At 72.8% G+C, this 21956-nt stretch carries 24 protein-coding genes; 15 read left to right on the forward strand and 9 right to left on the reverse strand.

From position 1 onward, the window contains the following. Positions 1-4: 4 nt before the first annotated feature. On the forward strand, positions 5-973 hold the full coding sequence (locus ACIF6F_RS00285; protein WP_399939030.1) for a YgfZ/GcvT domain-containing protein: 969 nt from the start codon (positions 5-7) through the stop codon (positions 971-973). A gap of 45 nt (positions 974-1018) precedes the next feature. Here ACIF6F_RS00285 and dtd read toward each other — a convergent pair whose 3' ends face one another. Further along, positions 1019-1444, reverse strand: coding sequence for a D-aminoacyl-tRNA deacylase (dtd, locus tag ACIF6F_RS00290; RefSeq protein WP_399939033.1), 426 nt, complete (start codon positions 1442-1444; stop codon positions 1019-1021). A 124-nt stretch (positions 1445-1568) separates the two neighbouring features. On the opposite strand from dtd, the gene ACIF6F_RS00295 reads away from it, so the two are divergent. From ACIF6F_RS00295 to sigJ, 4 genes are all read left to right on the forward strand, one after another. Next, positions 1569-2174: an ABC transporter substrate-binding protein gene (locus ACIF6F_RS00295; protein ID WP_399939035.1), complete on the forward strand. Its 606-nt coding sequence runs from the start codon at positions 1569-1571 to the stop codon at positions 2172-2174. A gap of 131 nt (positions 2175-2305) precedes the next feature. Beyond that, positions 2306-3556, forward strand: a complete 1251-nt coding sequence (locus ACIF6F_RS00300) for a GNAT family N-acetyltransferase (protein ID WP_399939038.1) — start codon at positions 2306-2308, stop codon at positions 3554-3556. A gap of 43 nt (positions 3557-3599) precedes the next feature. Then, a complete protein-coding gene (locus tag ACIF6F_RS00305) occupies positions 3600-4397 on the forward strand; it encodes a putative protein N(5)-glutamine methyltransferase (RefSeq protein WP_399939039.1) in 798 nt (265 codons plus the stop codon). 75 nt (positions 4398-4472) lie between these two features. After that, positions 4473-5363, forward strand: a complete 891-nt coding sequence (sigJ, locus tag ACIF6F_RS00310) for an RNA polymerase sigma factor SigJ (RefSeq protein ID WP_399939042.1) — start codon at positions 4473-4475, stop codon at positions 5361-5363. A gap of 66 nt (positions 5364-5429) precedes the next feature. Here the strand turns inward: sigJ and ACIF6F_RS00315 are convergent, their stop codons facing one another. Together ACIF6F_RS00315 and ACIF6F_RS00320 are read right to left on the reverse strand one after the other, a co-directional pair. Next, complete coding sequence (locus ACIF6F_RS00315) at positions 5430-6080, reverse strand: hypothetical protein (protein WP_399939044.1); 651 nt, start codon at positions 6078-6080, stop codon at positions 5430-5432. Positions 6081-6210: 130 nt separating this feature from the next. Continuing rightward, on the reverse strand, positions 6211-7377 hold the full coding sequence (locus tag ACIF6F_RS00320; protein WP_399939047.1) for an IMP dehydrogenase: 1167 nt from the start codon (positions 7375-7377) through the stop codon (positions 6211-6213). A 351-nt stretch (positions 7378-7728) separates the two neighbouring features. Here ACIF6F_RS00320 and ACIF6F_RS00325 point away from each other — a divergent pair, with 351 nt between their 5' ends. From ACIF6F_RS00325 to ACIF6F_RS00340, 4 genes are all read left to right on the forward strand, one after another. After that, positions 7729-8739, forward strand: a complete 1011-nt coding sequence (locus ACIF6F_RS00325; RefSeq protein ID WP_399939050.1) for a quinone oxidoreductase family protein — start codon at positions 7729-7731, stop codon at positions 8737-8739. 97 nt (positions 8740-8836) lie between these two features. Next, positions 8837-9211, forward strand: a complete 375-nt coding sequence (locus ACIF6F_RS00330) for a helix-turn-helix domain-containing protein (protein WP_399939052.1) — start codon at positions 8837-8839, stop codon at positions 9209-9211. Positions 9212-9227: 16 nt separating this feature from the next. Next, a complete protein-coding gene (locus ACIF6F_RS00335) occupies positions 9228-9800 on the forward strand; it encodes a hypothetical protein (RefSeq protein WP_399939054.1) in 573 nt (190 codons plus the stop codon). Between the two features lie 163 nt (positions 9801-9963). Further along, positions 9964-10302, forward strand: a complete 339-nt coding sequence (locus ACIF6F_RS00340) for a DUF2516 family protein (protein ID WP_399939056.1) — start codon at positions 9964-9966, stop codon at positions 10300-10302. A 134-nt stretch (positions 10303-10436) separates the two neighbouring features. Here the strand turns inward: ACIF6F_RS00340 and ACIF6F_RS00345 are convergent, their stop codons facing one another. The 3 genes from ACIF6F_RS00345 to ACIF6F_RS00355 all read right to left on the reverse strand — a co-directional run bounded on the left by ACIF6F_RS00345 (position 10437) and on the right by ACIF6F_RS00355 (position 13941). Next, entirely contained in the window at positions 10437-11684 is a 1248-nt protein-coding gene (locus ACIF6F_RS00345; protein ID WP_399939058.1) for a PP2C family protein-serine/threonine phosphatase, read from the reverse strand. 254 nt (positions 11685-11938) lie between these two features. Next, a complete protein-coding gene (locus ACIF6F_RS00350) occupies positions 11939-12940 on the reverse strand; it encodes an NlpC/P60 family protein (RefSeq protein WP_399939061.1) in 1002 nt (333 codons plus the stop codon). Between the two features lie 191 nt (positions 12941-13131). After that, positions 13132-13941, reverse strand: coding sequence for a class I SAM-dependent methyltransferase (locus tag ACIF6F_RS00355; protein ID WP_399939063.1), 810 nt, complete (start codon positions 13939-13941; stop codon positions 13132-13134). A gap of 211 nt (positions 13942-14152) precedes the next feature. On the opposite strand from ACIF6F_RS00355, the gene mshA reads away from it, so the two are divergent. Then, positions 14153-15529, forward strand: coding sequence for a D-inositol-3-phosphate glycosyltransferase (mshA, locus tag ACIF6F_RS00360; RefSeq protein WP_399939065.1), 1377 nt, complete (start codon positions 14153-14155; stop codon positions 15527-15529). Continuing rightward, the gene (locus tag ACIF6F_RS00365; protein ID WP_399939067.1) at positions 15522-16058 is read left to right on the forward strand and encodes a YbjN domain-containing protein; all 537 of its coding nucleotides are present in this window, start codon (positions 15522-15524) and stop codon (positions 16056-16058) included. The genes mshA and ACIF6F_RS00365 overlap by 8 nt, the downstream gene beginning before the upstream one ends. On the opposite strand, the gene ACIF6F_RS00370 is transcribed toward ACIF6F_RS00365, so the two are convergent. After that, entirely contained in the window at positions 16055-17347 is a 1293-nt protein-coding gene (locus tag ACIF6F_RS00370) for an MDR family MFS transporter (RefSeq protein WP_399939069.1), read from the reverse strand. The two genes, ACIF6F_RS00365 and ACIF6F_RS00370, sit on opposite strands and share 4 nt — an antisense overlap. 187 nt (positions 17348-17534) lie before the next feature. Here ACIF6F_RS00370 and ACIF6F_RS00375 point away from each other — a divergent pair, with 187 nt between their 5' ends. Both ACIF6F_RS00375 and ACIF6F_RS00380 read left to right on the forward strand, forming a co-directional pair. Beyond that, entirely contained in the window at positions 17535-18293 is a 759-nt protein-coding gene (locus ACIF6F_RS00375; RefSeq protein WP_399939072.1) for a phosphoglyceromutase, read from the forward strand. A 165-nt stretch (positions 18294-18458) separates the two neighbouring features. Next, positions 18459-18731, forward strand: coding sequence for a hypothetical protein (locus tag ACIF6F_RS00380; protein ID WP_399939074.1), 273 nt, complete (start codon positions 18459-18461; stop codon positions 18729-18731). Between the two features lie 143 nt (positions 18732-18874). Here the strand turns inward: ACIF6F_RS00380 and ACIF6F_RS00385 are convergent, their stop codons facing one another. After that, complete coding sequence (locus ACIF6F_RS00385) at positions 18875-19027, reverse strand: hypothetical protein (protein ID WP_399939075.1); 153 nt, start codon at positions 19025-19027, stop codon at positions 18875-18877. A gap of 120 nt (positions 19028-19147) precedes the next feature. Further along, entirely contained in the window at positions 19148-19819 is a 672-nt protein-coding gene (gene phoU, locus ACIF6F_RS00390) for a phosphate signaling complex protein PhoU (RefSeq protein ID WP_399939077.1), read from the reverse strand. A gap of 205 nt (positions 19820-20024) precedes the next feature. Here phoU and ACIF6F_RS00395 point away from each other — a divergent pair, with 205 nt between their 5' ends. Continuing rightward, positions 20025-21275 (forward strand): sensor histidine kinase, encoded by a 1251-nt coding sequence (locus ACIF6F_RS00395; RefSeq protein ID WP_399939080.1) that lies wholly within the window; start codon positions 20025-20027, stop codon positions 21273-21275. Further along, on the forward strand, positions 21272-21952 hold the full coding sequence (locus tag ACIF6F_RS00400; RefSeq protein ID WP_042813788.1) for a response regulator transcription factor: 681 nt from the start codon (positions 21272-21274) through the stop codon (positions 21950-21952). Before ACIF6F_RS00395 ends, ACIF6F_RS00400 begins: the two co-directional genes overlap by 4 nt. Positions 21953-21956: the final 4 nt, after the last annotated feature.

Below are 21956 nucleotides of genomic sequence, written 5' to 3' on the forward strand. Positions count from 1 at the left end.
CCGTATGACGACCAGCCCGCTCCTCAGCCTGCCCGGTGCCGTACCCGCCGAGGGCCGCGACGAAGGCGTCGCCGCGCACTACGGAGACCTCTTCCGCGAGCAGCGCGCCCTCGCCGAGGGCCGCGGATTCGTGGACCTCTCGCACCGCGGCGTCATCACCGTCTCCGGACCCGAGCGGCTGAGCTGGCTGCACCTGCTGCTCACCCAGCACGTCAGCGACCTGCCCGCCGGCCAGGCCACCGAGGCGCTGATCCTCTCCGCCAACGGGCACATCGAGCACGCGCTCTACCTGGTCGACGACGGCGAGACCGTCTGGGCCCACGTCGAGCCCGGCACCCGGGAAGCCCTGACGGCCTACCTGGAGTCGATGAAGTTCTTCTACCGCGTCGAGGTCGCGGACCGGACCGCCGACACCGCCGTGGTCCACCTGCCCGCGGGCTCGGCCGTCGAGGCCGGCAAGGAGCACGTCGTACGCGACACCCCGCACGGGCGGGACGTGTTCCTGCCCCGCGCGGAGCTGGAGTCCTTCGCCCGCGAGCACGGGCCGGCCGCCGGCCTCCTGGCCTACGAGGCGCTGCGCGTCGAGGCGCACCGCCCGCGGCTGGGCCTGGAGACCGACCACCGGACCATCCCGCACGAGCTGGGCTGGATCGGCACGGCCGTGCACCTCCAGAAGGGCTGCTACCGCGGCCAGGAGACGGTCGCGCGCGTCCACAACCTGGGGAAGCCGCCGCGCCGCCTGGTCTTCCTGCACCTGGACGGCAGCGACGTGCTGCTGCCGCCGCACGGCACGCCCGTGCGGCTGAAGTCGGACGGCGAGGAGGGCCGCCAGCTCGGCTTCGTCACCACCTCGGTGCGCCACCACGAGCTGGGGCCCATCGCCCTCGCGCTGGTCAAGCGGAACGTCCCGGTGGACGCCGAGCTGCTGGCCGGCACGACGGCCGCCGCGCAGGAGGTCGTCGTGGCGCCGTAGCGCCGCCCGGCCCCGCACCGCGCCGTAGCGCCGCCCCGGCCCCGCTCAGACCTCCAGCAGTACGGTGAACGGGCCGTGGTTCGTCAGCGAGACCCGCATGTCCGCGCCGAACCGGCCCGTCTCCACCGTCGCGCCCAGCTCCCGCAGCCGCGCCACCACCTCGTCGACCAGCGGCTCCGCCACGTCACCGGGCGCGGCCGCGTTCCAGGTGGGCCGGCGGCCCTTGCGGGCGTCGCCGTAGAGCGTGAACTGGGAGATCACCAGCAGCGGCGCGTTCACGTCCGAGCAGGACTTCTCCCCTTCCAGGATCCGCACCGACCAGAGCTTGCGCGCCAGTTGCGCCGCCTTCTCCGGGGTGTCCTCGTGCGTGACCCCGACCAGGACGCACAGTCCCTCGCCGACGATCTCGCCCACCGTCTCTCCGGCCACCACGACGCTCGCGCCGTCGACCCGCTGAACCACTGCTCGCATACCACTTGTGTAGCAGGCGTGCACCCGTCTGGGGCCGATCGGGTGGAGTGCGCCTGCACCGGGGCCACCGTCAGTGGCACGATGCACGCAGGCCGTGCGCCCAAGCGAGGGGACAACAATGGTGATGAGTTCTTCCGGTGCCGGGCAGCCCTCTGGACCCGTTCCGACGGCCGCGCGCCCGCCCGTGCAGCGCACCGGCGAGCGACCCGGCTGCGGCACGCTGCCGGACGTGCCCCGGCACGACCTGGGCCGGCTGCGGCTGCCCGAACTGCGTACGCTGCGCCGCGAGGCGACGCGCGACGAGGCGGACCTGAGCTACGTGCGCCGTCTGCTCCAGGGGCGCATCGACATCCTGCGGGCAGAGCTGGCCCGGCGTACCGACCCCGAGGCGCCGGTCGCCCCGGAGGCGCCCGTCGTGGACCGGCTCTCGGAGATCCTCGCCGACGCGCCCTCCAGCCGGGGCACCTCCGCCCGGCACGTCACGCTCGGCACCCCGCACGGCGAGGAGTACCGGCTGCTCGCGGCGGAGATGCTGGGGGACGTCGAGCTCTCGGACCTGGACGCCAGGACCGACGGCGAACTGCACGAGGGCCTCGGCCGGCTGGTCCGGTACGAGCAGCAGGTCTCCCGGCGCCGCCAGGCGCTCCAGCGCACCGCGGACGACTGCAGCGCCGAGATCACCCGGCGGTACCGGGAGGGCGAGGCACAGGTGGACGATCTGCTGGCCTGAGGCTTGGGAGGCGGGCGGCACCGGCCGTCCGCCGGGCTCGGCGCGCCGCTGCCGCCGGGCCGGTCCAACACGCGCCACGCGCGGGGGAAATTCGCGTGACGTTCCGGACCGCCCGGCCTAGCGTGACCGGAATGAGCGCTGAGATCCGCACGATCACCGAGTCCGAGGTCAAGGAGTGGACGCAGACGACGCTGACGGGCTTCCTCACCCCGCCCGTCGTCACCGATGAGGACGTGGCGCAGAAGGTCAAGTACACCGACCTCTCCCGCTGCCAGGGCGCCTTCGACACCGACACCGGCCGGTGCGTCGCCACCTTCCGCTCCTTCGCCCAGCAGCTCACCGTGCCCGGCGGCGCCACCGTGACCGCCACGGCGGTCTCCGGCGTCGGCGTCGTCCCCACCCACCGCCGCCAGGGCCTGCTCAGCCGGATGATGGCGGCGGACCTGACGGCGGCCAAGGCCCGCGGTGAGGCCGTCGCCACCCTGATCGCCGCCGAGTACCCGATCTACGGCCGGTACGGCTTCGGCGTCGCGACCTCCCTCGCGGAGTGGGAGATCGACGTCCCGCGCACCGGCCTCGACCCGAGGCACACCGTCTCGCTCGCCGGCGGCCGCATCGACCTGACCGACGCGGCCGGGGCCCGTGAGGCCGGTCCGGTGGTCCACGAGAAGCTGCGCGCCCGGCAGCCCGGCGTCACCGACCGCGACGACCGCTGGTGGAGCCTGGCGACCGGTCTGGAGCGCGTCAGTTACCACCAGTTCAAGGAGCCCTTCTTCGCCGTCCACCGCAACGCGGACGGCGAGCCCGAGGGCCTCGCGGTCTACCACGCCGACGACAAGTGGACCGACGCCAAGACCCCCGACAACACGCTGACCGTGCGCGACCTGATCGCCGCCACCCCGGCCGCCGAGCGGGCGCTCTGGCACTTCCTCTGCTCGGTCGACTGGGTGCGCAAGGTCCGTACGGGCTACCGCGCGCCGGACGACCTGCTCACCGGAGTGCTGCCGAACCAGCGCGCCGCGTCCATCGTCACCAGCGCCGACTGGCTGTGGCTGCGGCTGCTCGACGTCGTACGGGCGCTGGAGGCGCGGACGTACGAGGGCCGCGGCGTGCTCGTCCTGGACGTGGCCGACCCGGCGGGCCTGGCCGGGGGCCGCTTCCGGCTCGACGCCACCGGTGAGCGGGCCGTGTGCGCGCCCACCACCGACGAGCCCGACCTCGCCCTCGGCGCGGGCGAGCTGGCCTCCCTCTACCTCGGCGACGCCTCGCCCGTACGGCTGGCCACCCTCGGCCGGATCGAGGAGCGCACGGCGGGTGCCGCGGCACTGGCCGAGGCGGTGTTCCGCACGGCCCGCCGGCCGTGGAGCCCGGACATCTTCTGAGACCGCGGTACCGGCCGGCCCGAAAGTGATCGAAAGAAAGCACATGTCAGACGCAATGCCGGCGCACCCGCACGACTACGGATCCGTGGTCCTCGCCCTGCGGGGGGCGGGCTGCGTCTTCGCCGAGGACGAGGCCCGGATGCTGGTCTCCGCCGCCCCGACCCCGGAAGCGCTCACCGAGATGGTCGGGCGGCGGACGGCCGGGGAACCGCTGGAACACGTCGTGGGCTGGGCCGAGTTCTGCGGCCGGCGCTGGGCGGTGGGGCCCGGGGTGTTCGTACCGCGCCGCCGCACGGAGTTCCTGGTGGGGCTGGCCTGCGAGGCGGCCCCGCCGGGCGCCGTGGTCCTGGACCTGTGCTGCGGGGTCGGTGCCGTGGGCGCGGCGGTGGTGGCGCGGCTGGAGCCCACGGCGGAGCTGTACGCGGCGGACATCGCGCCGGAGGCGGTCAGGTACGCGCGGCGAAACGTTGCTCCGCTGGGCGGCGAGGTCTTCGAGGGGGACCTGTACGAGCCGCTGCCGCGGGAGCTGCGGGGGCGCGTGGACATCCTGGTGGCGAACGCCCCGTACGTGCCGACCGACGAGATCGGGCTGCTGCCGCCGGAGGCGCGGGAGCACGAGCCGGTGGTGGCGCTGGACGGCGGCGCGGACGGGATGGACCTCCAGCGCCGGGTGGCCGAGGAGGCTCCGCGCTGGCTGGCGCCCGGCGGCCGGCTGCTGGTGGAGACCAGCGGACGCCAGGCGCCCGGCACCGCCGAGGCCTTCGCGCGCGCCGGCCTGGAGACCAGGGTCCTGGAGTCGGAGGAGTGGTGCGCGACGGTCGTGGTGGGCCGCCGGGCCTGACCTCCGTACTGCCTTGTAGAACTGGGGTGTTGGGGCGCGGGCCGGCCGCGGCCCGCTACGGGGGAGGGGCAGGCCGTGGACGACGTCTCCTGGCTGACGGCGGCTTTCGAGGAGCACCGGGGGCACCTGAGGGCGGTGGCGTACCGGATGCTCGGCTCGGTGGGCGAGGCCGAGGACGCGGTCCAGGACGTGTGGCTGCGGGCGAGCAGGGCGGACACCGGCGCGGTGGAGAACATCGGCGGCTGGCTGACCACGGTGGTGTCCCGGGTCTGCCTGAACGCCCTGCGCTCGCGCGAGCAGCGGCGCGAGGACCCCCTGGAGTCGCGGATCCCGGACCCGGTGGTGACCGCGGAGAGCGGTGCCGACCCGGAGAAGCAGGCCATGCTGGCCGATTCCGTGGGGCTGGCGATGCTGGTGGTGCTGGAGTCGCTGGCGCCGGCCGAGCGGGTCGCCTTCGTGCTGCACGACATGTTCGCCGTGCCGTTCGATGAGATCGCCCCGATGCTGGAGAAGACCCCGGCGGCCACCCGTCAGCTCGCCAGCCGGGCGCGGCGCCGGGTGCAGGGGCAGGCCCCCGTCCCGGACCCCGACCTCTCCCGTCAGCGGGTGGTGGTCGACGCCTTCTTCGCCGCCGCGCACGACGGGGACTTCGGCGCGCTGGTCTCCGTACTCCACCCGGACGTCGTGCTGCGGTCCGACGGCGGCATCGCCCGGAGCAGGTACACCGTGACGGTGCGCGGTGCCGAGGTCGTCGCCGGGCAGGCGACCGGCTTCAGCCGCTTCGCGCCGTTCGCGATGCCGGCGCTCGTCAACGGCGCCGCGGGCGTGGTGGTCGCCGCCGACGGCCGCCCCCTGTCCGTGATGGCCTTCACGGTCACCGACGGGCTGATCGCCGCCATCGACGTGCTGGCGGACCCCGAGCGGCTGGCGGCACTGGACCTGGCGGTGGTCCCGGGACGCGGCTGACCCGCGCCCGGCGGTCGCCCCGGAGCCCCCCGACTCCGGGGCGACCGGCCCGTCCGCCCGCCGCGCTCAGACCAGGCGGAAGAAGAGCGTGTCCTGCGTGTACCAGTCGATGTCCCGGGTGGCCCGCTCCCACTCCCCGTGCTCGAACTCAAGCTTCTCGGCCAGCTCCTGCACGTCGTACCGGAAGTCCGGGTCCATCCGGTCCAGCACGGCGCGGTACGCGTCCGCGGCCGCCTTGGCCCGCGCCAGCGGCAGGTGTCCGATGGCCGGGTAGCCGTCCGTCGAGCACGGGACGGACGGGAAGTCCGCCGGCGGCCCGCCGTACAGGAAACCGTGCGGCAGCAGGTCGGCGGGCACTCCGAGGCGCCGCATCTCGTCGTCCACCAGGCCGAAGAACGTCGAGGGCTTGGAGTACGTGCCCAGCTGGTACGGGTCCGAGGCGTTGTGGTCGATGACGTGCTGCAGCGCGGAGTGGTACGCGTTCCCCGCGCAGTCGGCGTCGGAGTCGGTGTGCCCGGCTATCAGGTGCTCCAGGGCGTCCGGGACGGACAGCCCCCAGTCGACGCCCTGACGGTCGAGGTCCGCCTGGTGCGCCCGCGCGTCCCGGCGCATCCCCTCCAGCCTGCGCAGCTGGTCCGGCGTCAGGTCGCCCTTGCTGCCCAGGAACGCGAGGACGTCGGCCTTGTCGGCGGTGGAGTACGAGATGTTGTGGCTCATGACGACCATGGTGCCAACCCCCACTGACAGCGCCCCGGTTGCGCACGCGCGGGGCCCGGCTCCACCGACCCCGGCTCCACCGACCCTGGCCCAGGCCCAGGGGCGAGGCCGACCGCCCGGCAGCGTCCGGTCAGGAGGCCGTCGCCGGGGTTGCCCGCAGGGCGACGTTGGCGTGGCTCTCCTGGAAGCTCTGGTCCGAGACGAGGGTCAGGCGGGCCGTGGACCGGAACTCCGGCAGCGTGGTGGAGCCGCAGGAGACCATCGTGGTCCTGAGCTTGGCGACGGTCAGGGCCAGCCCTTCGGTGAGGTCGCCCGCGTACGGGACGAAGCCGTCCACGCCCTCCTCGAAGACCAGCTCCCGGCCGCCCTGGCCGTAGCGCTGCCAGTTGCGGGCCCGGTTCGAGCCCTCGCCCCAGTACTCCTTCACGAAGCCGTCCCGGGTGGGCAGCTTCGCGCCCGCCGCCTGGTCGAAGCGGGCGAAGAAACGTCCCATCATGACGAAGTCGGCGCCCATCGCCAGCGCCAGGGCGACGTGGTAGTCGTGCACCAGCCCGCCGTCGGAGCAGATCGGCACGTACGCGCCGGTGCGCTCGCGGAAGGCGTCCCGGGCCGCCGCGACATCCAGGACGGCGCTGGCCTGGCCGCGGCCGATGCCCTTCTGGTCTCGCGTGATGCAGATGGAGCCGCCGCCCACCCCGACCTTGACGAAGTCGGCCCCCGCCTCTGCGAGGAAGGTGAACGCCTCGCCGTCGACCACGTTGCCGCCGCCGACCGGGATCTCCGGGTGGTGCTTCTTCACCCAGGTCAGGGCCTGCGCCTGCCAGTCGCTGTAACCGTCGGACGAGTCGAAGCACAGTGCGTCGGCGCCCGCCTCCAGGAGGGCCGGGACGCGCTCCCGGTAGTCGTGGGTGTTGATGCCCGCGCCGACCCGCAGGCGGCCGGCGGCGTCCACGAGCCGGGCGGGGTGGCGCTGTTCGCCCTCGGAAGGTCCGGCGCCGGCGCCGTCCTTCACCCGGCGGACCGCCGCGGCCTGGTCCTCCACGGGCTGGTTGTGGTGCAGGAAGCTGAGGCCGCCGTTGCGGGCGAGTGCGATCGCGAGGTCCGGCGTGTTGACGGCCTGCATGATCGCGGAGGTGAACGGGGACCGGAGTTCGATCGCCGGCGCCTCACCTGCCGTGTACCGCGACAGGGGCGTGCTCAGGTCCACCGTCGCGGCCGAGCAGTCGGTCCGCGTGCGGTTGGGCAAGAGCAGGAATTCGTTGAACGTCCGCGAGACCTCTGCGATGAGCTGTGCCACTTGTTCCTCCTGACCCGTCGGCCGGGGCCTGAGTGCCCCCCGTGCGTACCGCCCCCGTCGCCGCGCGGCCCGGACAGGCAGGGAACGCACGGCAGTTGTGGAGGTGCCACGCACTGCGGCAGAGCCCTGACCGGCCCGTCGGTCGAACGGGGTGCGGTCGTGACCCGGCACCTTAGCGATCATTCGGCGACCGCACGAATCGGAGCCCTCACCGGCAGTCGCCCCGCGGGTGCGGCAGCGATGCGGTGGAGCACGTGCACGGCGGTGCGGGCGCGGCGGGCCGGTCTGCTCGCCGGGAATCGGATGGCCGTCAACGGGGTTGGCGCGGGAGGAGCCGACATCGGAGGGGGCATGCGAGCGATTCAGGTGTACGAAGTGGGCGGCCCCGAGGTGCTGCAGGAGGCCGAGGTGGACCAGCCGCGGCCGGGTCCGGGCGAGGTGGTCGTGGAGGTCGCCGCATCCGGGGTCAACTTCCTCGACGTCTACCACCGCGAAGGCCGGTACAGCCTCCCGCTGCCCTTCACCCCGGGCACCGAGGGCGCCGGCACGGTCGTCGAAGTCGGACCGGGCGTCGCTGACGTCGCAGTCGGGGACCGGGTCGGGTGGGTGGAGATTCCCGGCACGTATGCCCAGCGGGCCGTCGTGGACTCCTCACGGCTGGTGCCGCTGCCCGACGACATCGGCTTCGAGACGGCCGCCGCCGTACTCCTCCAGGGCATGACCGCGCACTATCTCGTCAAGGACGCCTACCCGGTTCAGGAGGGCGACACGGTGCTCGTGCATGCGGCTGCCGGTGGCATGGGGCTGCTTCTGACCCAGCTCGTCACCCATCTCGGCGGCAGGGTGATCGGCACGACGTCGACCACGGCGAAGGCCGAGCTGGCGAAGCGTGCCGGGGCCGCTGAGGTGATCCTTTCCTCCGCGGTCGACGATCTCGCAGCCGAGGTGAGGCGGCTCAACGGCGGACAGGGACTGCCGGTTGTGTTCGACGGCGTCGGCGCGCACACCTTCGATGCGAGCCTCGCCAGCCTGCGAACCCGCGGCCATCTCGTGCTCTTCGGCGCGGCAAGTGGTGCCGTGCCGCCGTTTGATCCGATTCGGCTCGCCCACGGCGGTTCGCTGACCCTGATCCGGCCCAGCCTCGGGGACTTCATCGCCGATCGGTCCGAACTGCTCCGACGGGCCGCCGACGTGTTCGAGTGGGTGCGCTCCAAGGCGCTTGAGGTCACCGTGACGGGCCGCTACGCACTGTCCGAGGCCGCCCGGGCCCACAGCGATCTGGAGGCTCGGCGTACCACCGGCAAACTGCTCGTCATACCCGATGCGGCCGCTGTCGGACGCCGCGAGGAGACGCAGAACTGATCGCGGGTGACGAGCCCGGGGATCGTGGACCCCCGGAAGGCCTACTTTTGCAAGCAGGCGCTTGCAAAAGTTAGCAAGGTGGGGGAGGATCCGGTTCATGGGAACGCTCAATGTCGGCAACCTCGGCGAGTACTTGCGCGAGCAGCGGCGTCAGGCGCAGCTGTCGTTGCGTCAGTTGGCCGATGCGGCGGGCGTGTCCAATCCGTACCTGAGCCAGATCGAGCGCGGGCTGCGCAAGCCCAGCGCCGAGGTCCTGCAGCAGGTCGCCAAGGCGCTGCGGATCTCCGCCGAGACGCTCTACGTACGGGCCGGGATCCTCGACGAGCGCGATCCGGACGAGGTCGAGACGCGCGCCGCGATCCTCGCGGACCCGGCGATCAACGAGCGCCAGAAGCAGGTGCTTCTGCAGATCTACGAGTCGTTCCGCAAGGAGAACGCGGCCGCGGACGACACCACGAACCAGCACATGTGATCCGGGAGGACCACCCATGGCCATCGCCGATGACCTGCGTAAGACCCTCACCGACCCCACCCCCCTCTACTTCGCCGCCGGTACGGCCGACCTCGCCGTCCAGCAGGCCCGCAAGGTGCCCGGCCTGATCGAGCAGCTGCGGGCCGAAGCCCCGGCCCGTATCGACGCCGTGCGCAACACCGACCCCAAGGCCGTGCAGGAGCGCGCCAAGGAGGCCCAGGCCGCCGTCACGGCGAAGTTCGCCGAGGTGGTCGGCTCCTTCGACGCCGACCTGAAGAAGCTGGGCGAGCAGGCGCAGGACCTCGCCCTGCGCGGCGTCGGCGTGGCCGCCGAGTACGCGGTCAAGGCGCGCGAGACGTACGAGAAGGTCGCCGAGCACGGCGAGCAGACGGTCCGCACCTGGCGCGGCGAGGTGGCCGACGAGATCGTCGAGATCGCCGAGGTCGTCGAGGCCCCGGCCCCGGCCCCGGCCGCCGAGCCCGAGGCGAAGGCGGCGGCCTCCGAGGAGCCGGCCAAGCCGGCGGCCCGCAAGGCGCCGGCGCGCAAGACGGCCGCCAAGAAGAGCGCGGCGGAGTCCCAGGAAGGCTGAGCCCCCGGGAGGGCCGGGCCCAGGGAGGGCCGGGTCCGAGCGGGCGGGATCCGCACCACGAACCGGGCACCGGACGCGGTGTCCGGTTCGTTGTTCGGGTACGCGGGGTACCTTGGCCGCGTCAGACGGTTTCCGTGGGGCTTCCCAGTAGGCGGTGGACGGCATGTTGATGGCAGGGTTCGACTCGCTCCTCTCGTGGGTCTACGTCGGCATGCTCGTGTTCGCCGTCGTGGCCTTCGTCCTGGCGGCGCTGGCCCGGGAGGACGCCTATCGTGCGGCCGACAAGCAGACCAAGAAGTTCTGGCTGATCGTCCTCGGCGTCACGGTGCTCGTCGACTTCTTCCTGGGGATGCTCTTCCTCATGATCGCCGGCCTGATCGCCACGATCGTGTTCATGGTCGACGTGCGCCCCGCGCTCCAGCGGGTCGGCGGCGGTGGCGGCCCGCGCCGCCGGGGCAGCAGCAGCGACGGCCCGTACGGCCCCTACAACGGCAACCGGTAGACCCCACCGCGGTTCGGCTCCGGCGGTACGGCGCCACGCCGGCCCGCGGGTGCGGCGCCGCGCCGGCCCGGTGGCAGATCGGTACGACGCCCCGGCACACGGAAACCCCCGCGCCCGGCGCCGCCCCGCGTCCGTCAGCGGCGGCCCGGCGAGCGGTCCAGCAGGACCACCGCCACGTCGTCCGTCAACTCGCCCCCGTTGAGCCGCCGCGCCTCGGTGACGGCGGCCTCCAGCAGGTCCTCGCCGCGCAGCCCGTCCAGCAGGTGCCGGTTGATCATCTCGACCATGCCGTCCTGGCCCAGCCGCTCGCGGCCCTCGCCGATCCGGCCCTCGATCAGGCCGTCGGTGTACATCATCAGGTTCCACGTGCCGCCCAGCTCGACCTGCCTGCGCGGCCAGCGGGCGCGCGGCAGCAGCCCCAGCGCCGGTCCGCTGTCCTCGTACGGCAGCAGCCGCGCGGGACGGCCCGGCCGGGCGATCAGCGGGGCCGGGTGGCCGGCCAGGCACAGGCCGGCGCGGCGGCCGTCCGGGGAGATGTCGACCGTGCAGAGGGTCGCGAAGATCTCCTCGTTGTCCCGCTCGACCTCCAGCACCTCCTGGAGGGTGGCCAGCAGGTCGTCGCCGCACAGTCCGGCCAGCGTCAGCGCGCGCCACGCGATCCGCAGCTCGACGCCGAGCGCCGCCTCGTCGGGGCCGTGCCCGCAGACGTCGCCGATCATGGCGTGCACCGTGCCGTCCGGGGTGCGGACGGTGTCGTAGAAGTCGCCGCCGAGCAGCGCGCGGCTGCGGCCGGGGCGGTAGCGCGCGGCGAACCGCAGGTCCGAGCCCTGGAGCAGGGGAGTGGGCAGCAGGCCGCGTTCCAGCCGGGCGTTCTCCTGGGCCCGCAGTTTCGATTCTGCAAGCTTGTACTGCGCGATGTCGGCGCGCTTGCGCTCGACCGCGTACCGGATCGCCCGGCTCAGCAGCCGGCCGTCCAGCTCGTCCCGGAAGAGGTAGTCCTGGGCACCCACGCGTACGGCCTCGGCGGCCCGCTCCGCGTCGGACTCCGAGGTGAGCACGAGCACGGCGTGGCGCGGCGCGAGGCGCAGCACCTCGCGCAGCGTGTCGAGGGCGCCGTCGGCGGGCGCGCTGGTGCGGTCCGCCAGGCACAGGTCGAGCAGGATGCAGTGCACGTCTGGCGTGAGCAGCCGTTCGGCCTCGGTGAGGTTGCGTGCCGTACGGATACGGACGCGCTGGCCCTTGCTGTCGAGGATCTCGGGTACGGTCACGCCGCCCGACGGGTCGTCCTCGATGACGAGCAGGGTGAGGGCTTGTGTCGGCAGACCGGCCTGACCGCTCTCCGCGGCCGGGACATCCCTCTGCCGCGGTACGGGTACGGGCATCGACTTGGTTCCTTCCCTCCCCCCGAGGGTTCCGACGGGGACCATAGCGGTACCTGCGGCGGAACCGTCAATGGAGAAGTGAGAACGGCCACCGTCATATGCCGTATCCCGGGGGAAAGGTCCTGGTCCGGGATGACGAACATCACGCCCTTGCGGAGATCCGGTCCGGCAGGCGATACGGATTCCGCACCGGGTCCCCACACGGCCCTCACGGGCGGGGCACCTCGGTCGGTGACCGGGGTGCCGCACCGTGGCTACGCGTCCGGCCGGACGATCGCCTTGATCGGCATCGAGCCCGCGCCCGCGATCGTCACGTGCCGCCCCGGGCGGGGGGCGTGCACCATCGCGCCGTCGCCGATGTACATGGCGACATGGCTCGCGTCGTCGAAGTAGATGATCAGGTCGCCCGGCCGCATGTCCTTGATCGGCACCTTCTTCAGCAGCCGCAGCTGCTCCTGCGAGGTGCGCGGGATCGTCGTGCCGGCGGCCTTCCACGCCTCGGAGGTCAGGCCGGAGCAGTCATAGCCCTTCGGGCCCTCGGCGCCCCAGATGTACGGCTTCCCGATCTGCGCGGTCGCGTACTTGATCGCGGCCTTGCCCGCTTCCGTGGCCTTGCCGTTGATCTCCTTGAGGACGCCGGACTCCAGCCACTTGGACTGTTCCTTGTACGCGTGCTCCTGCTCCAGCTTCAGCAGGCGCGCCTTCTCCTCCGCCTCCAGCTTGTCCTCGAGCGCCTTGGCCGCCGCGATCTTGGAGTCGATCTCCTTCTTCGCGGCCTCCTTCTTCAGGCGGTTGGCCTCAAGGGTCCGCCAGTGCGCGCTCGCCTCGGCCGCGTACCGCGTCAAGTCGTCCTGGGTGCGGTTGAGTTCCGCGATCACGCCCATCGTGGCCTTCTCGCCCTGCCGCAGCCGGTCCGCCCCGTCCAGGAACTGCCGGGGGCTGTTGCTCAGCGCCAGCTGCGCGCCGGGCGGCAGGCCGCCCGTGCGGTACTGGGCGCGGGCGGCGGCGCCGGCACGGTTCTTGAGGTCGGCGATCCGCTGCTGCCCGGCCACGATCCGGTTGGCGAGCGCGACGATCTGGTCGGACTGCCGCTTCGCCTCGCCCTCGGCCAGGTTGTACGCGTCGGTCGCCGCGGCGGCCTTGTGGTAGAGGTCCTCGATCTCCTTGCGGACCTCTTCGAGGGACTTCTTGCCCGGCTCGGGCGCCGGGGCGGCGTATGCGAGCCCCGTGAGCCCGGGAGCCGACAGGATGGCCATGGCGCAGATGAGTGTGAGCGCGCTGGCTCCGCGCCGTCGGTTCACAGTCCCCCCTCGGAACTACAACTGATTTACCGTCAGTAACTTCTCATCGCCAGTGGGGATGTTGCCATGCCGGGATGAATTCCGACACCCCCAGCCGAATGTGTCGCCGAGAACCCACCGGACGCAACGCTTCCCCCACCGGCCGTCTAGGAACCCACCGGCCGCAGCGCCTCCCAACGCACCGTCAACTCCCCCTGCCGCCAACGCCGCGGCCCGTCCGCCAGCGGCCAGTCCGCCGCCAGCGAGCGCGCCGTGCGGATCCACCGCTGCCGCGCGCCCAGCGAGGCGTACGGAGCGGCCGCGGCCCACGCCCGGTCGAAGTCACGCAGGAAGGCGTGCACCGGTTCCCCCGGCACGTTGCGGTGGATCAGCGCCTTGGGCAAGCGCTCGGCCAGGTCGGAAGGACGCTCCAGGGAGCCCAGCCGGGTCGCGAAGGTCACCGTACGCGCCCCCTCGGGCCCCAACGCGACCCACACGTGCCGGCGCCCGATCTCGTCGCAGGTCCCCTCCACCAGCAGCCCGCCCGGGGCCAGTCGGGCGCACAGCCGCGCCCAGACCTCCGCCACCCGCTCCTCGTCGTACTGGCGCAGGACGTTCGCCGCCCGGATCAGCGCCGGGCGCTCGCCGCCGTCCAGCGGCACCTCGAACCCCCCGTGCCGGAAGACGAGTCCGTCCCGCTCGTACGGCTTCGCGCCCGTCACCCGCGCCGGTTCGATCTCGATGCCCACCACCCGCACCGCGGGGGCCGCCTCCCGCAGCCGGGCCAGCAGCTCCACCGCGGTCCAGGGCGCGGCCCCGTACCCGAGGTCCACGGCGACGGGCGCGTCGGCGCGGCGGAGGGCGGCCCCGTGCGAGGCGGCGATCCAGCGGTCCATGCGGCGCAGCCGGTTCGGGTTGGTGGTCCCGCGCGTGACCGTGCCCACGGGTCGGTTCGGGGGAGGGGTGCGGGGGGCCATGGATCGAGGGTAAGCGCAGGTGGGACCGGCCCGTGCCGGGCCCCGTCGGGCCGCCCGGCGAAGCCGGCACGGGGCTGGGCGGCCCGCCCCGCCGCGCCCCGCCCATAAAAAGTCCGCAAAGTGGAAATGCGGGAGCCCCCGAGCGGGTTGCACCCACCGAGGGCGCAGGCCGGCCCTCCTTCCGTCATGCCCCGAGCGAGAGGACCGCCACGTGACCCAGTACGTGTCCCGGTTCCGCGGCAGGCTCGCCCCCGACCGCTCGGCCCTCGGGGTCGCACCCCCGTCCCGGCTCCGGCTCCCGGTCGGCAACCACCACCGCAAGCCCCGCCGCGTGGCCATGCTCAGCGTGCACACCTCGCCGCTCCACCAGCCGGGCACCGGCGACGCGGGCGGCATGAACGTCTACATCGTCGAGCTGGCCCGGCGCCTGGCCGCGATCAACATCGAGGTCGAGATCTTCACCCGGGCCACCTCCGGCGGGCTGCGGCCCGTCGTGGAGCTGGCGCCGGGCGTGCTCGTGCGCCACGTCGACGCCGGACCGTACGAGGGCCTGAAGAAGGAGGAGCTGCCGGCGCAGCTCTGCGCCTTCACCCACGGCGTGATGCAGGCCTGGGCCGGCCACCGCCCGGGCTACTACGACCTGGTCCACTCCCACTACTGGCTGTCCGGCCACGTCGGCTGGCTGGCCGCCGAGCGCTGGGGCGTGCCGCTGGTGCACGCCATGCACACCATGGCCAAGGTCAAGAACGCCGCCCTGGCCGAGGGCGACACCCCCGAGCCCGCCGCCCGCGTCATCGGCGAGACCCAGATCGTGGCCGCCGCCGACCGCCTCATCGCGAACACCGCCGGGGAGGCCGACGAGCTGGTGCGCCACTACGAGGCGGACCCGGCGAAGGTCGCCGTCGTGCACCCGGGCGTCAACCTCGACCGCTTCACCCCCGGCGACGGCCGCGCCGCCGCCCGCGCACGCCTCGGCCTGCCGCAGGACGCGCTCATACCCCTCTTCGCCGGCCGCATCCAGCCGCTCAAGGCTCCGGACGTGCTGCTGCACGCCGTGGCCGAGCTGGTCGACCGCGAGCCGGCCATGCGCCGCCGCCTGCTGGTGCCGGTGGTCGGCGGGCCCAGCGGCAGCGGGCTGGCGAAGCCGGAGGGACTCCAGAAGCTGGCGGCCAGGCTCGGCATCGCCGACCTCGTCCGCTTCCACCCGCCGGTCGGCCAGGACCAGCTCGCCGACTGGTTCCGCGCCGCCTCCGTGCTGGTGATGCCCTCGTACAGCGAGTCCTTCGGGCTGGTCGCCATCGAGGCCCAGGCTGCGGGCACCCCGGTGCTGGCCGCGGCCGTCGGCGGACTGCCGGTGGCCGTGAACGACGGGGTGACGGGCTTCCTCGTGGCCGGGCACGACCCGGTGGACTACGCCGACCGCCTCAAGCGCTTCGCCGACGACCCCGGCCTGTCCGAGCGGATGGGGCGCGAGGCGGCGCGGCACGCGCGGTTCTTCGGCTGGGACACGGCGGCGGCCGGCACGGCGGACGTGTACACCGCGGCGATGCATGATCACCGCCGTCGCGTACGCTCCCACCATGGCTGACCCCGCGCTGACCGCCGCGCAGACCATCGAGAGCACCCTCGCCGACGCCGGCCTGGAGTGGGAGAACCCCGAGCCCGGCTCGTACGTCGTCAAGCTCCCCGGCACCCGGAAGCTGTCCACGACCTGCTCGCTGCGCATCGGCCGGCACTCGCTGTCGGTCAACGCCTTCGTCATCCGGCACCCCGACGAGAACGAGGCCGGGGTCCACCGCTGGCTGCTGGAGCGCAACCTCAGGCTGTACGGCGTGAGCTACGCGGTCGACCACCTCGGCGACGTCTACCTGGCCGGGCGGCTGCCGCTGGCCGTGGTCACCCCGGAGGAGCTGGACCGTATCCTCGGCTCGGTCCTGGAGGGCGCGGACGGCTCCTTCAACACCCTGCTGGAGCTCGGCTTCGCCTCGGCCATCAGGCGCGAGTACGAGTGGCGCACCTCGCGCGGCGAGTCCACGCGCAACCTGGACGCCTTCCGGCACCTCACGGAGAAGACCCCTGCCGGGGACGCGTCCCCGGCGGAGCTCCCGCCCGGCTAGACGGCGGTACGGCTCTCCGTACCGGCCGCGAGGTCCTCACGGTCCGCCGCGGCCGTGCTCGCACCCTTCGCGACCGCCTGAGCGTCACCCGCCGGCAGCCCGCGCATCAGCGCCCAGTACCCGGCCGCGGCCACCGTGCCCAGCATCGCGGTCGCGCCCCACAGCCACTCGGCGCCGAAGCGGTCGATCACGTACCCCGCCATCAGCGGCGCGACCAGCGACGCGACCGCCCAGCTCATCGTGTACATGCCCTGGTAGCGGCCCCGGCCGTGCACCGGGGAGAGGCGGACGACCAGGCTCATCTGGGTCGGGGAGTTGATGATCTCGGCCAGCGTCCACACGCACACGGTCAGCGCGTACACACCGATGGACCCGGCGAAGGCGGTGAGGCCGAAGCCGTACCCCGCGAGGAGCGCCGAGAGGACCAGCAGCCGCTGCGGGTCGCGGTGCTCGATGAACCGGGTGACCGGGATCTGCAGCGCGACGATCAGGAAGCCGTTGACCGCGATGACCAGGCCGTAGTCGCCGGGGGTGAAGCCGGCCGAACCCATGGCCACCGGCAGGCCGACCGAGCCCTGCGTGAACACCAGGGAGATGAGGAACGACAGGCCCACCACACCCATGAACCGGCCGTCCCGCAGTACGGTCCCGAGCCGGGTCTCCGGCTCGGCGGCCGCCGCCCGGCCGGTCCGCTCGGGGCGGGACTCGGGCAGCTTCACGAACACCAGCACCGCGCAGACGAGGGTGAGCACCGCCTCGCCGAGGAAGCCGGCCAGGTAGCTGTACTCGGCGACGAAGCCGGCGACGGCGGCGGAGACCGCGAAGCCGAGGTTGATGGCCCAGTAGTTCAGCGCGAAGGCGCGGACCCGGTCCTCGGGGCGGACGATGTCGGCCATCATCGCCTGCACCGCGGGGCGGGAGGCGTTGGAGGCCATGCCGACCAGCAGTGCCACGGCCGCGATGGCCGCCGGGTGCTGCATGAAGCCCAGCAGGGCCACGGAGAACGCGGTCGAGGCCTGGGCGGCCAGCATCGTGGGTCGGCGCCCGAGCCGGTCGGTCATCACCCCGGCCACCAGGGAGGAGATCACCCCGCCGAGCCCGTGCAGAGCGGCCACAAGTCCCGCGAAGGAGGCCGAGTAGCCCCGCTCCAGGGTCAGGTACAAGGCCATGAAGGTGGCGACGAAGGCCCCGAGCCGGTTGACGAGCGTGCTCGTCCAGAGCCACCAGAACTCGCGCGGCAGTCCGCCGACGCTCTCGCGGACGGCTCTCCTGAGCGAGGCAGCGGACATCTGGATCCCCCCGGCGATGTAAGCATCAATCCAACCGCTGACACGTTACGTATAGCCGGATTCAAGCGCCACTCAATTCGGCCGGGACAGCGCCGGGCGAAGGTCCCGGGACCGGTCCCGGGACCCGTCCCGACCGCCCCCTGGACGGCGCGCGCAGGGCCTCCTGCCGTCCATTAGGCTCGTACGCATGGCCGACGCACCGTACAAGCTGATCCTCCTCCGCCACGGCGAGAGCGAGTGGAACGCGAAGAACCTGTTCACCGGCTGGGTGGACGTCAACCTCAACGAGAAGGGCGAGAAGGAGGCGGTCCGCGGCGGTGAGCTGCTCAAGGACGCCGGTCTGCTCCCCGACGTGGTCCACACCTCCCTCCAGAAGCGCGCGATCCGCACCGCGCAGCTCGCCCTGGAGTCCGCCGACCGTCACTGGATCCCGGTCCACCGCTCCTGGCGCCTGAACGAGCGCCACTACGGTGCGCTCCAGGGCAAGGACAAGGCCCAGACCCTCGCCGAGTTCGGCGAGGAGCAGTTCATGCTGTGGCGCCGCTCGTACGACACCCCGCCGCCGGCCCTTGAGGACGGCACCGAGTTCTCGCAGTCCGAGGACCCGCGCTACGCCACCATCCCGCCGGAGCTGCGCCCGAGGACGGAGTGCCTGAAGGACGTCGTCGTCCGCATGCTCCCGTACTGGTACGACGGCATCGTCCCGGACCTGCTGGCCGGCCGGACGGTCCTCGTGGCCGCCCACGGCAACTCGCTCCGCGCCCTGGTCAAGCACCTGGACGGCATCTCCGACGCCGACATCGCGGGCCTGAACATCCCCACCGGCATCCCGCTCTCCTACGAGCTGGACGCCGACTTCAAGCCCCTCAACCCGGGCGGCACCTACCTCGACCCCGAGGCCGCCGCGGCCGCCATCGAAGCGGTCAAGAACCAGGGCAAGAAGTAGTCCGGAAGCGTTCCGAGGCCTCTCACCCGGCGGTCTCCCCCGCCGGGTGGGGGGCTTTGTCGTACTTGGGCGTGCGCGGGGCCGGACGGGGGGATCGGCGGGGCCGAGCGCGGTAGGTCGGGCGGGCGCCGATTACCGGGGTCCGGGGCGTGCGTTCTGCCGCGCATGAAGCTGAACCGATACTCCGTGGCCGGCGTCGCCCTGCTCTTCGGCGCCGCCGCTCCCGCCCAGGCCGCGGACACCCCCGACAACCTCAACGTCTGCGACCTGACGGAGACCGTGCACCTCGACCGCGTCCTCGACCCGAACCTGGTGCTGTCCAACGGCAACGTCGCGGCCCTCCAGGACACCGCCGACTCGCTGCTGGCCAAGCCCGAGGCCAAGCCCGCCGCCCAGCCGATGGCCCCGGCCGCCCCCGCCAAGCCGGCGACCCCCTGACCCCCCGACGCACGAGAAGCCCGTTCCACGTGGGGACGGGCTTCTTCGTGTGAGGTGAGGTCACTTGTTGTGGCCGCCGGGCGCGTGACCGGGCCCCGTCCGGGATCAACCGGACAGGGCCCTTCGTCGCGCACGTGCGCCGGTCAGCCGCCGCACTGGCACGGCGCGCCGGACTGGCAGCCGCAGCCGCAGCCCGAGCCGCAGCCGCAGGCCGCGAGCAGCGGGAGCCGGAGCGGCTGCGCGGCGGGCGGCTGCTGCTCCTGCTCCGGGGTGATCGGTACGGGGGAATCGGCCATGGTTCCTCCTAGGAGGGCGTACGCGCGTACTGCCCTGCCCCATTCATGCCCAGCCCAGAGGGCGCGTCAACGGCGCACTGGCGCAGTGACGCCAGTGACGCCGTGGCGGCCGGGAGACGATCAGGACGCCTCGACCGGCGTCTGCAGCTCGTCCGCGTGCTCGCCCGTCACCAGGTACACCACGCGCTTGGCCACGGACACGGCGTGGTCCGCGAACCGCTCGTAGTAGCGGCCCAGCAGCGTCACGTCCACGGCCGTCTCGATGCCGTGCTTCCAGCGGTCGTCCATCAGGTGCTGGAACAGCGTGCGGTGCAGCTGGTCCATCTCGTCGTCGTCCGTCTCAAGCTGCATCGCCAGGTCGACGTCCTTGGTGATGATCACCTCGGCGGCCTTGGCCATCAGCCGCTGCGCCAGCTGGCCCATCTCCAGGATCGTGGCGTGCAGGTCACGCGGCACCGCCGTGTCGGGGAAGCGCAGCCGGGCGAGCTTCGCCACGTGCTGCGCCAGGTCGCCGGAGCGCTCCAGGTCGGCGCTCATGCGCAGGGACGTCACGACGATGCGCAGGTCGGTGGCGACGGGCTGCTGGCGGGCCAGCAGGGCGATGGCGCGGGCCTCTAGGTCGTGCTGGAGGTCGTCGATCTTCTGGTCAGCGGCGATCACGCTCTCGGCGAGCTTCAGGTCGGCGTCGAGCATGGCCGTGGTGGCCCGCCCGATCGCGGAACCGACGAGCCGGGCCATCTCGACCAGGCCGTCGCCGATCGAGTCCAGTTCCTCGTGGTACGCGTCCCGCATGGGTGTCCCTCTCTTCGTTACTGCCGGGGGCCGGGGGTTTCGTGTCGCTTCGACCCCCACGCTCCCACGGTGCGCGGCGCACGCGTCGGACTCCGGCACCACAAGTGAATCAGTACGGTCGTCACGGTGAACTCTGGGCGACGACTGTTCGAGGTGCCACCCGAACGGCTGTGGAACTGTCGTCGTGCCTGCTTAACCTGGATCCATGGACGTGAACGCGGCGGTCGCCGCAGCGGCAGCGATCGCCGGGTTGTGCACCGGCGTGATCGCCATGCTGGCGTTCCGCTGGAGCGAGCGCGAGCAGGCCCGCCCCACGCGGAGCTCCATGCGCCCCGACCTCAACGCGGTGCTCCCGCCCGGCGTGGACACCGTGCTCTCGGTGCTCCGCTCCTCGGCGGTGGTGCTCGACGAGGGCGACAGCGTGGTGAAGGCCAGCTCGGCCGCGTACGCGCTCGGCCTGGTGCGCGGCGGCAAGCTCGCCGTCGAGCCGATGCTCCACATGGCCCGCGACACCCGCAGGGATGGAGAGATACGGCAGGTCGAGCTCGACCTCCCCCGCCGCGGCACCGGCCGCGGCGAGGCCCTGGCGGTGTCCGCCCGGGTGGCGCCGCTCGGCTCGCGCCTGGTGCTGCTGCTGGTCGAGGACCTCACGGAGGCCCGCCGCATCGAGGCGGTGCGCCGCGACTTCGTCGCGAACGTCTCGCACGAGCTGAAGACCCCCGTGGGAGCGCTCTCCCTGCTGTCCGAGGCCGTGATGGACGCATCGGACGACCCGGAGGCCGTCATCCGGTTCGCCGGCCGCATGCAGATCGAGGCCACCCGCCTCACCAACCTCGTCCAGGAGCTGATCGACCTCTCCCGGGTCCAGAACGACGACCCGCTGGAGGACGCCGAGCCGGTCCGGGTGGACACCCTGGTCGCCGAGGCCATCGACCGCTGCCGGCACACCGCCTCCACCAAGCAGATCACCATGGCCGCCGGCGGCACCGCCGACCTGCGGGTCTGGGGCAACCGCGGCCAGCTCGCCGCAGCCCTCGGCAACCTCGTCGAGAACGCCGTCAACTACTCCCCGGCCCGCACCCGCGTGGGCATAGCCGGCCGCCGCGTCGCGGCGCCCGGCGGGGACCTGATCGAGATCGCCGTGACCGACCAGGGCATCGGCATCCCCGAGAAGGACCGGGAGCGCATCTTCGAGCGCTTCTACCGCGTCGACCCGGCCCGCTCCCGTGCCACGGGCGGTACGGGTCTGGGCCTCGCCATCGTGAAGCACGTGGCCGCGTCGCACGGCGGCGAAGTCACGGTGTGGAGCAGCGAGGGCCAGGGCTCCACCTTCACGCTGCGGCTGCCCGAGGCCGCGGCCGAACCGAAGCGGCCGACCGCCGGACCGGCATCCGCCGACCACCGCACCGAGTCCCACCAAGTAACAGCCATCCCTGCCCCGGAGGTCCTTCCGTGACCCGAGTGCTCGTCGTCGAGGATGAGGAATCCTTCAGCGACGCCCTTTCCTACATGCTCCGCAAGGAGGGCTTCGAGGTCGCCATCGCCGCGACCGGGCCCGACGGCCTGGACGAGTTCGAGCGCAACGGCGCCGACCTCGTCCTCCTCGACCTGATGCTGCCCGGCCTGCCGGGCACCGAGGTCTGCCGTCAGCTGCGGGGCCGTTCGAACGTGCCGGTCATCATGGTCACCGCCAAGGACAGCGAGATCGACAAGGTCGTAGGGCTGGAGATAGGAGCCGACGACTACGTCACCAAGCCCTTCTCCTCGCGGGAACTGGTCGCCCGAATCCGCGCGGTGCTGCGCCGCCGCGGCGAGCCGGAGGAGGTCACCCCCGCCGCGCTGGAGGCCGGGCCGGTCCGGATGGACGTCGACCGCCACGTGGTCACGGTCGGCGGGGCCAAGGTCGACCTGCCGCTGAAGGAGTTCGACCTCCTGGAGATGCTGCTGCGCAACGCGGGCCGCGTGCTGACGCGCATGCAGCTGATCGACCGGGTGTGGGGCGCGGACTACGTCGGCGACACCAAGACCCTCGACGTCCACGTGAAGCGCCTGCGGGCCAAGATCGAGCCGGACCCGGGCGCCCCGCGCTACCTGGTCACGGTCCGCGGCCTGGGCTACAAGTTCGAGCCGTAGGCCG

The organism is Streptomyces sp. NPDC086023 (genome assembly GCF_044540325.1).
GTDB lineage: Bacteria > Actinomycetota > Actinomycetes > Streptomycetales > Streptomycetaceae > Streptomyces.

What these genes read in the sequence shown, in the direction of transcription:
- ACIF6F_RS00375 (WP_399939072.1), top strand. Translation starts at nt 17,535, where the DNA reads ATGGCCGACGCACCGTACAAGCTGATCCTCCTCCGCCACGGCGAGAGC.
- ACIF6F_RS00385 (WP_399939075.1), bottom strand. Translation starts at nt 19,027, where the DNA reads ATGGCCGATTCCCCCGTACCGATCACCCCGGAGCAGGAGCAGCAGCCG.
- ACIF6F_RS00370 (WP_399939069.1), bottom strand. Translation starts at nt 17,347, where the DNA reads ATGTCCGCTGCCTCGCTCAGGAGAGCCGTCCGCGAGAGCGTCGGCGGA.
- ACIF6F_RS00300 (WP_399939038.1), top strand. Translation starts at nt 2,306, where the DNA reads ATGAGCGCTGAGATCCGCACGATCACCGAGTCCGAGGTCAAGGAGTGG.
- ACIF6F_RS00380 (WP_399939074.1), top strand. Translation starts at nt 18,459, where the DNA reads ATGAAGCTGAACCGATACTCCGTGGCCGGCGTCGCCCTGCTCTTCGGC.
- ACIF6F_RS00325 (WP_399939050.1), top strand. Translation starts at nt 7,729, where the DNA reads ATGCGAGCGATTCAGGTGTACGAAGTGGGCGGCCCCGAGGTGCTGCAG.
- ACIF6F_RS00335 (WP_399939054.1), top strand. Translation starts at nt 9,228, where the DNA reads ATGGCCATCGCCGATGACCTGCGTAAGACCCTCACCGACCCCACCCCC.
- ACIF6F_RS00395 (WP_399939080.1), top strand. Translation starts at nt 20,025, where the DNA reads ATGGACGTGAACGCGGCGGTCGCCGCAGCGGCAGCGATCGCCGGGTTG.
- ACIF6F_RS00355 (WP_399939063.1), bottom strand. Translation starts at nt 13,941, where the DNA reads ATGGCCCCCCGCACCCCTCCCCCGAACCGACCCGTGGGCACGGTCACG.
- ACIF6F_RS00350 (WP_399939061.1), bottom strand. Translation starts at nt 12,940, where the DNA reads ATGGCCATCCTGTCGGCTCCCGGGCTCACGGGGCTCGCATACGCCGCC.
- ACIF6F_RS00330 (WP_399939052.1), top strand. Translation starts at nt 8,837, where the DNA reads ATGGGAACGCTCAATGTCGGCAACCTCGGCGAGTACTTGCGCGAGCAG.
- dtd (WP_399939033.1), bottom strand. Translation starts at nt 1,444, where the DNA reads ATGCGAGCAGTGGTTCAGCGGGTCGACGGCGCGAGCGTCGTGGTGGCC.
- ACIF6F_RS00295 (WP_399939035.1), top strand. Translation starts at nt 1,569, where the DNA reads ATGAGTTCTTCCGGTGCCGGGCAGCCCTCTGGACCCGTTCCGACGGCC.
- phoU (WP_399939077.1), bottom strand. Translation starts at nt 19,819, where the DNA reads ATGCGGGACGCGTACCACGAGGAACTGGACTCGATCGGCGACGGCCTG.
- ACIF6F_RS00340 (WP_399939056.1), top strand. Translation starts at nt 9,964, where the DNA reads ATGTTGATGGCAGGGTTCGACTCGCTCCTCTCGTGGGTCTACGTCGGC.
- ACIF6F_RS00365 (WP_399939067.1), top strand. Translation starts at nt 15,522, where the DNA reads ATGGCTGACCCCGCGCTGACCGCCGCGCAGACCATCGAGAGCACCCTC.
- ACIF6F_RS00345 (WP_399939058.1), bottom strand. Translation starts at nt 11,684, where the DNA reads ATGCCCGTACCCGTACCGCGGCAGAGGGATGTCCCGGCCGCGGAGAGC.
- ACIF6F_RS00285 (WP_399939030.1), top strand. Translation starts at nt 5, where the DNA reads ATGACGACCAGCCCGCTCCTCAGCCTGCCCGGTGCCGTACCCGCCGAG.
- ACIF6F_RS00315 (WP_399939044.1), bottom strand. Translation starts at nt 6,080, where the DNA reads ATGAGCCACAACATCTCGTACTCCACCGCCGACAAGGCCGACGTCCTC.
- ACIF6F_RS00305 (WP_399939039.1), top strand. Translation starts at nt 3,600, where the DNA reads ATGTCAGACGCAATGCCGGCGCACCCGCACGACTACGGATCCGTGGTC.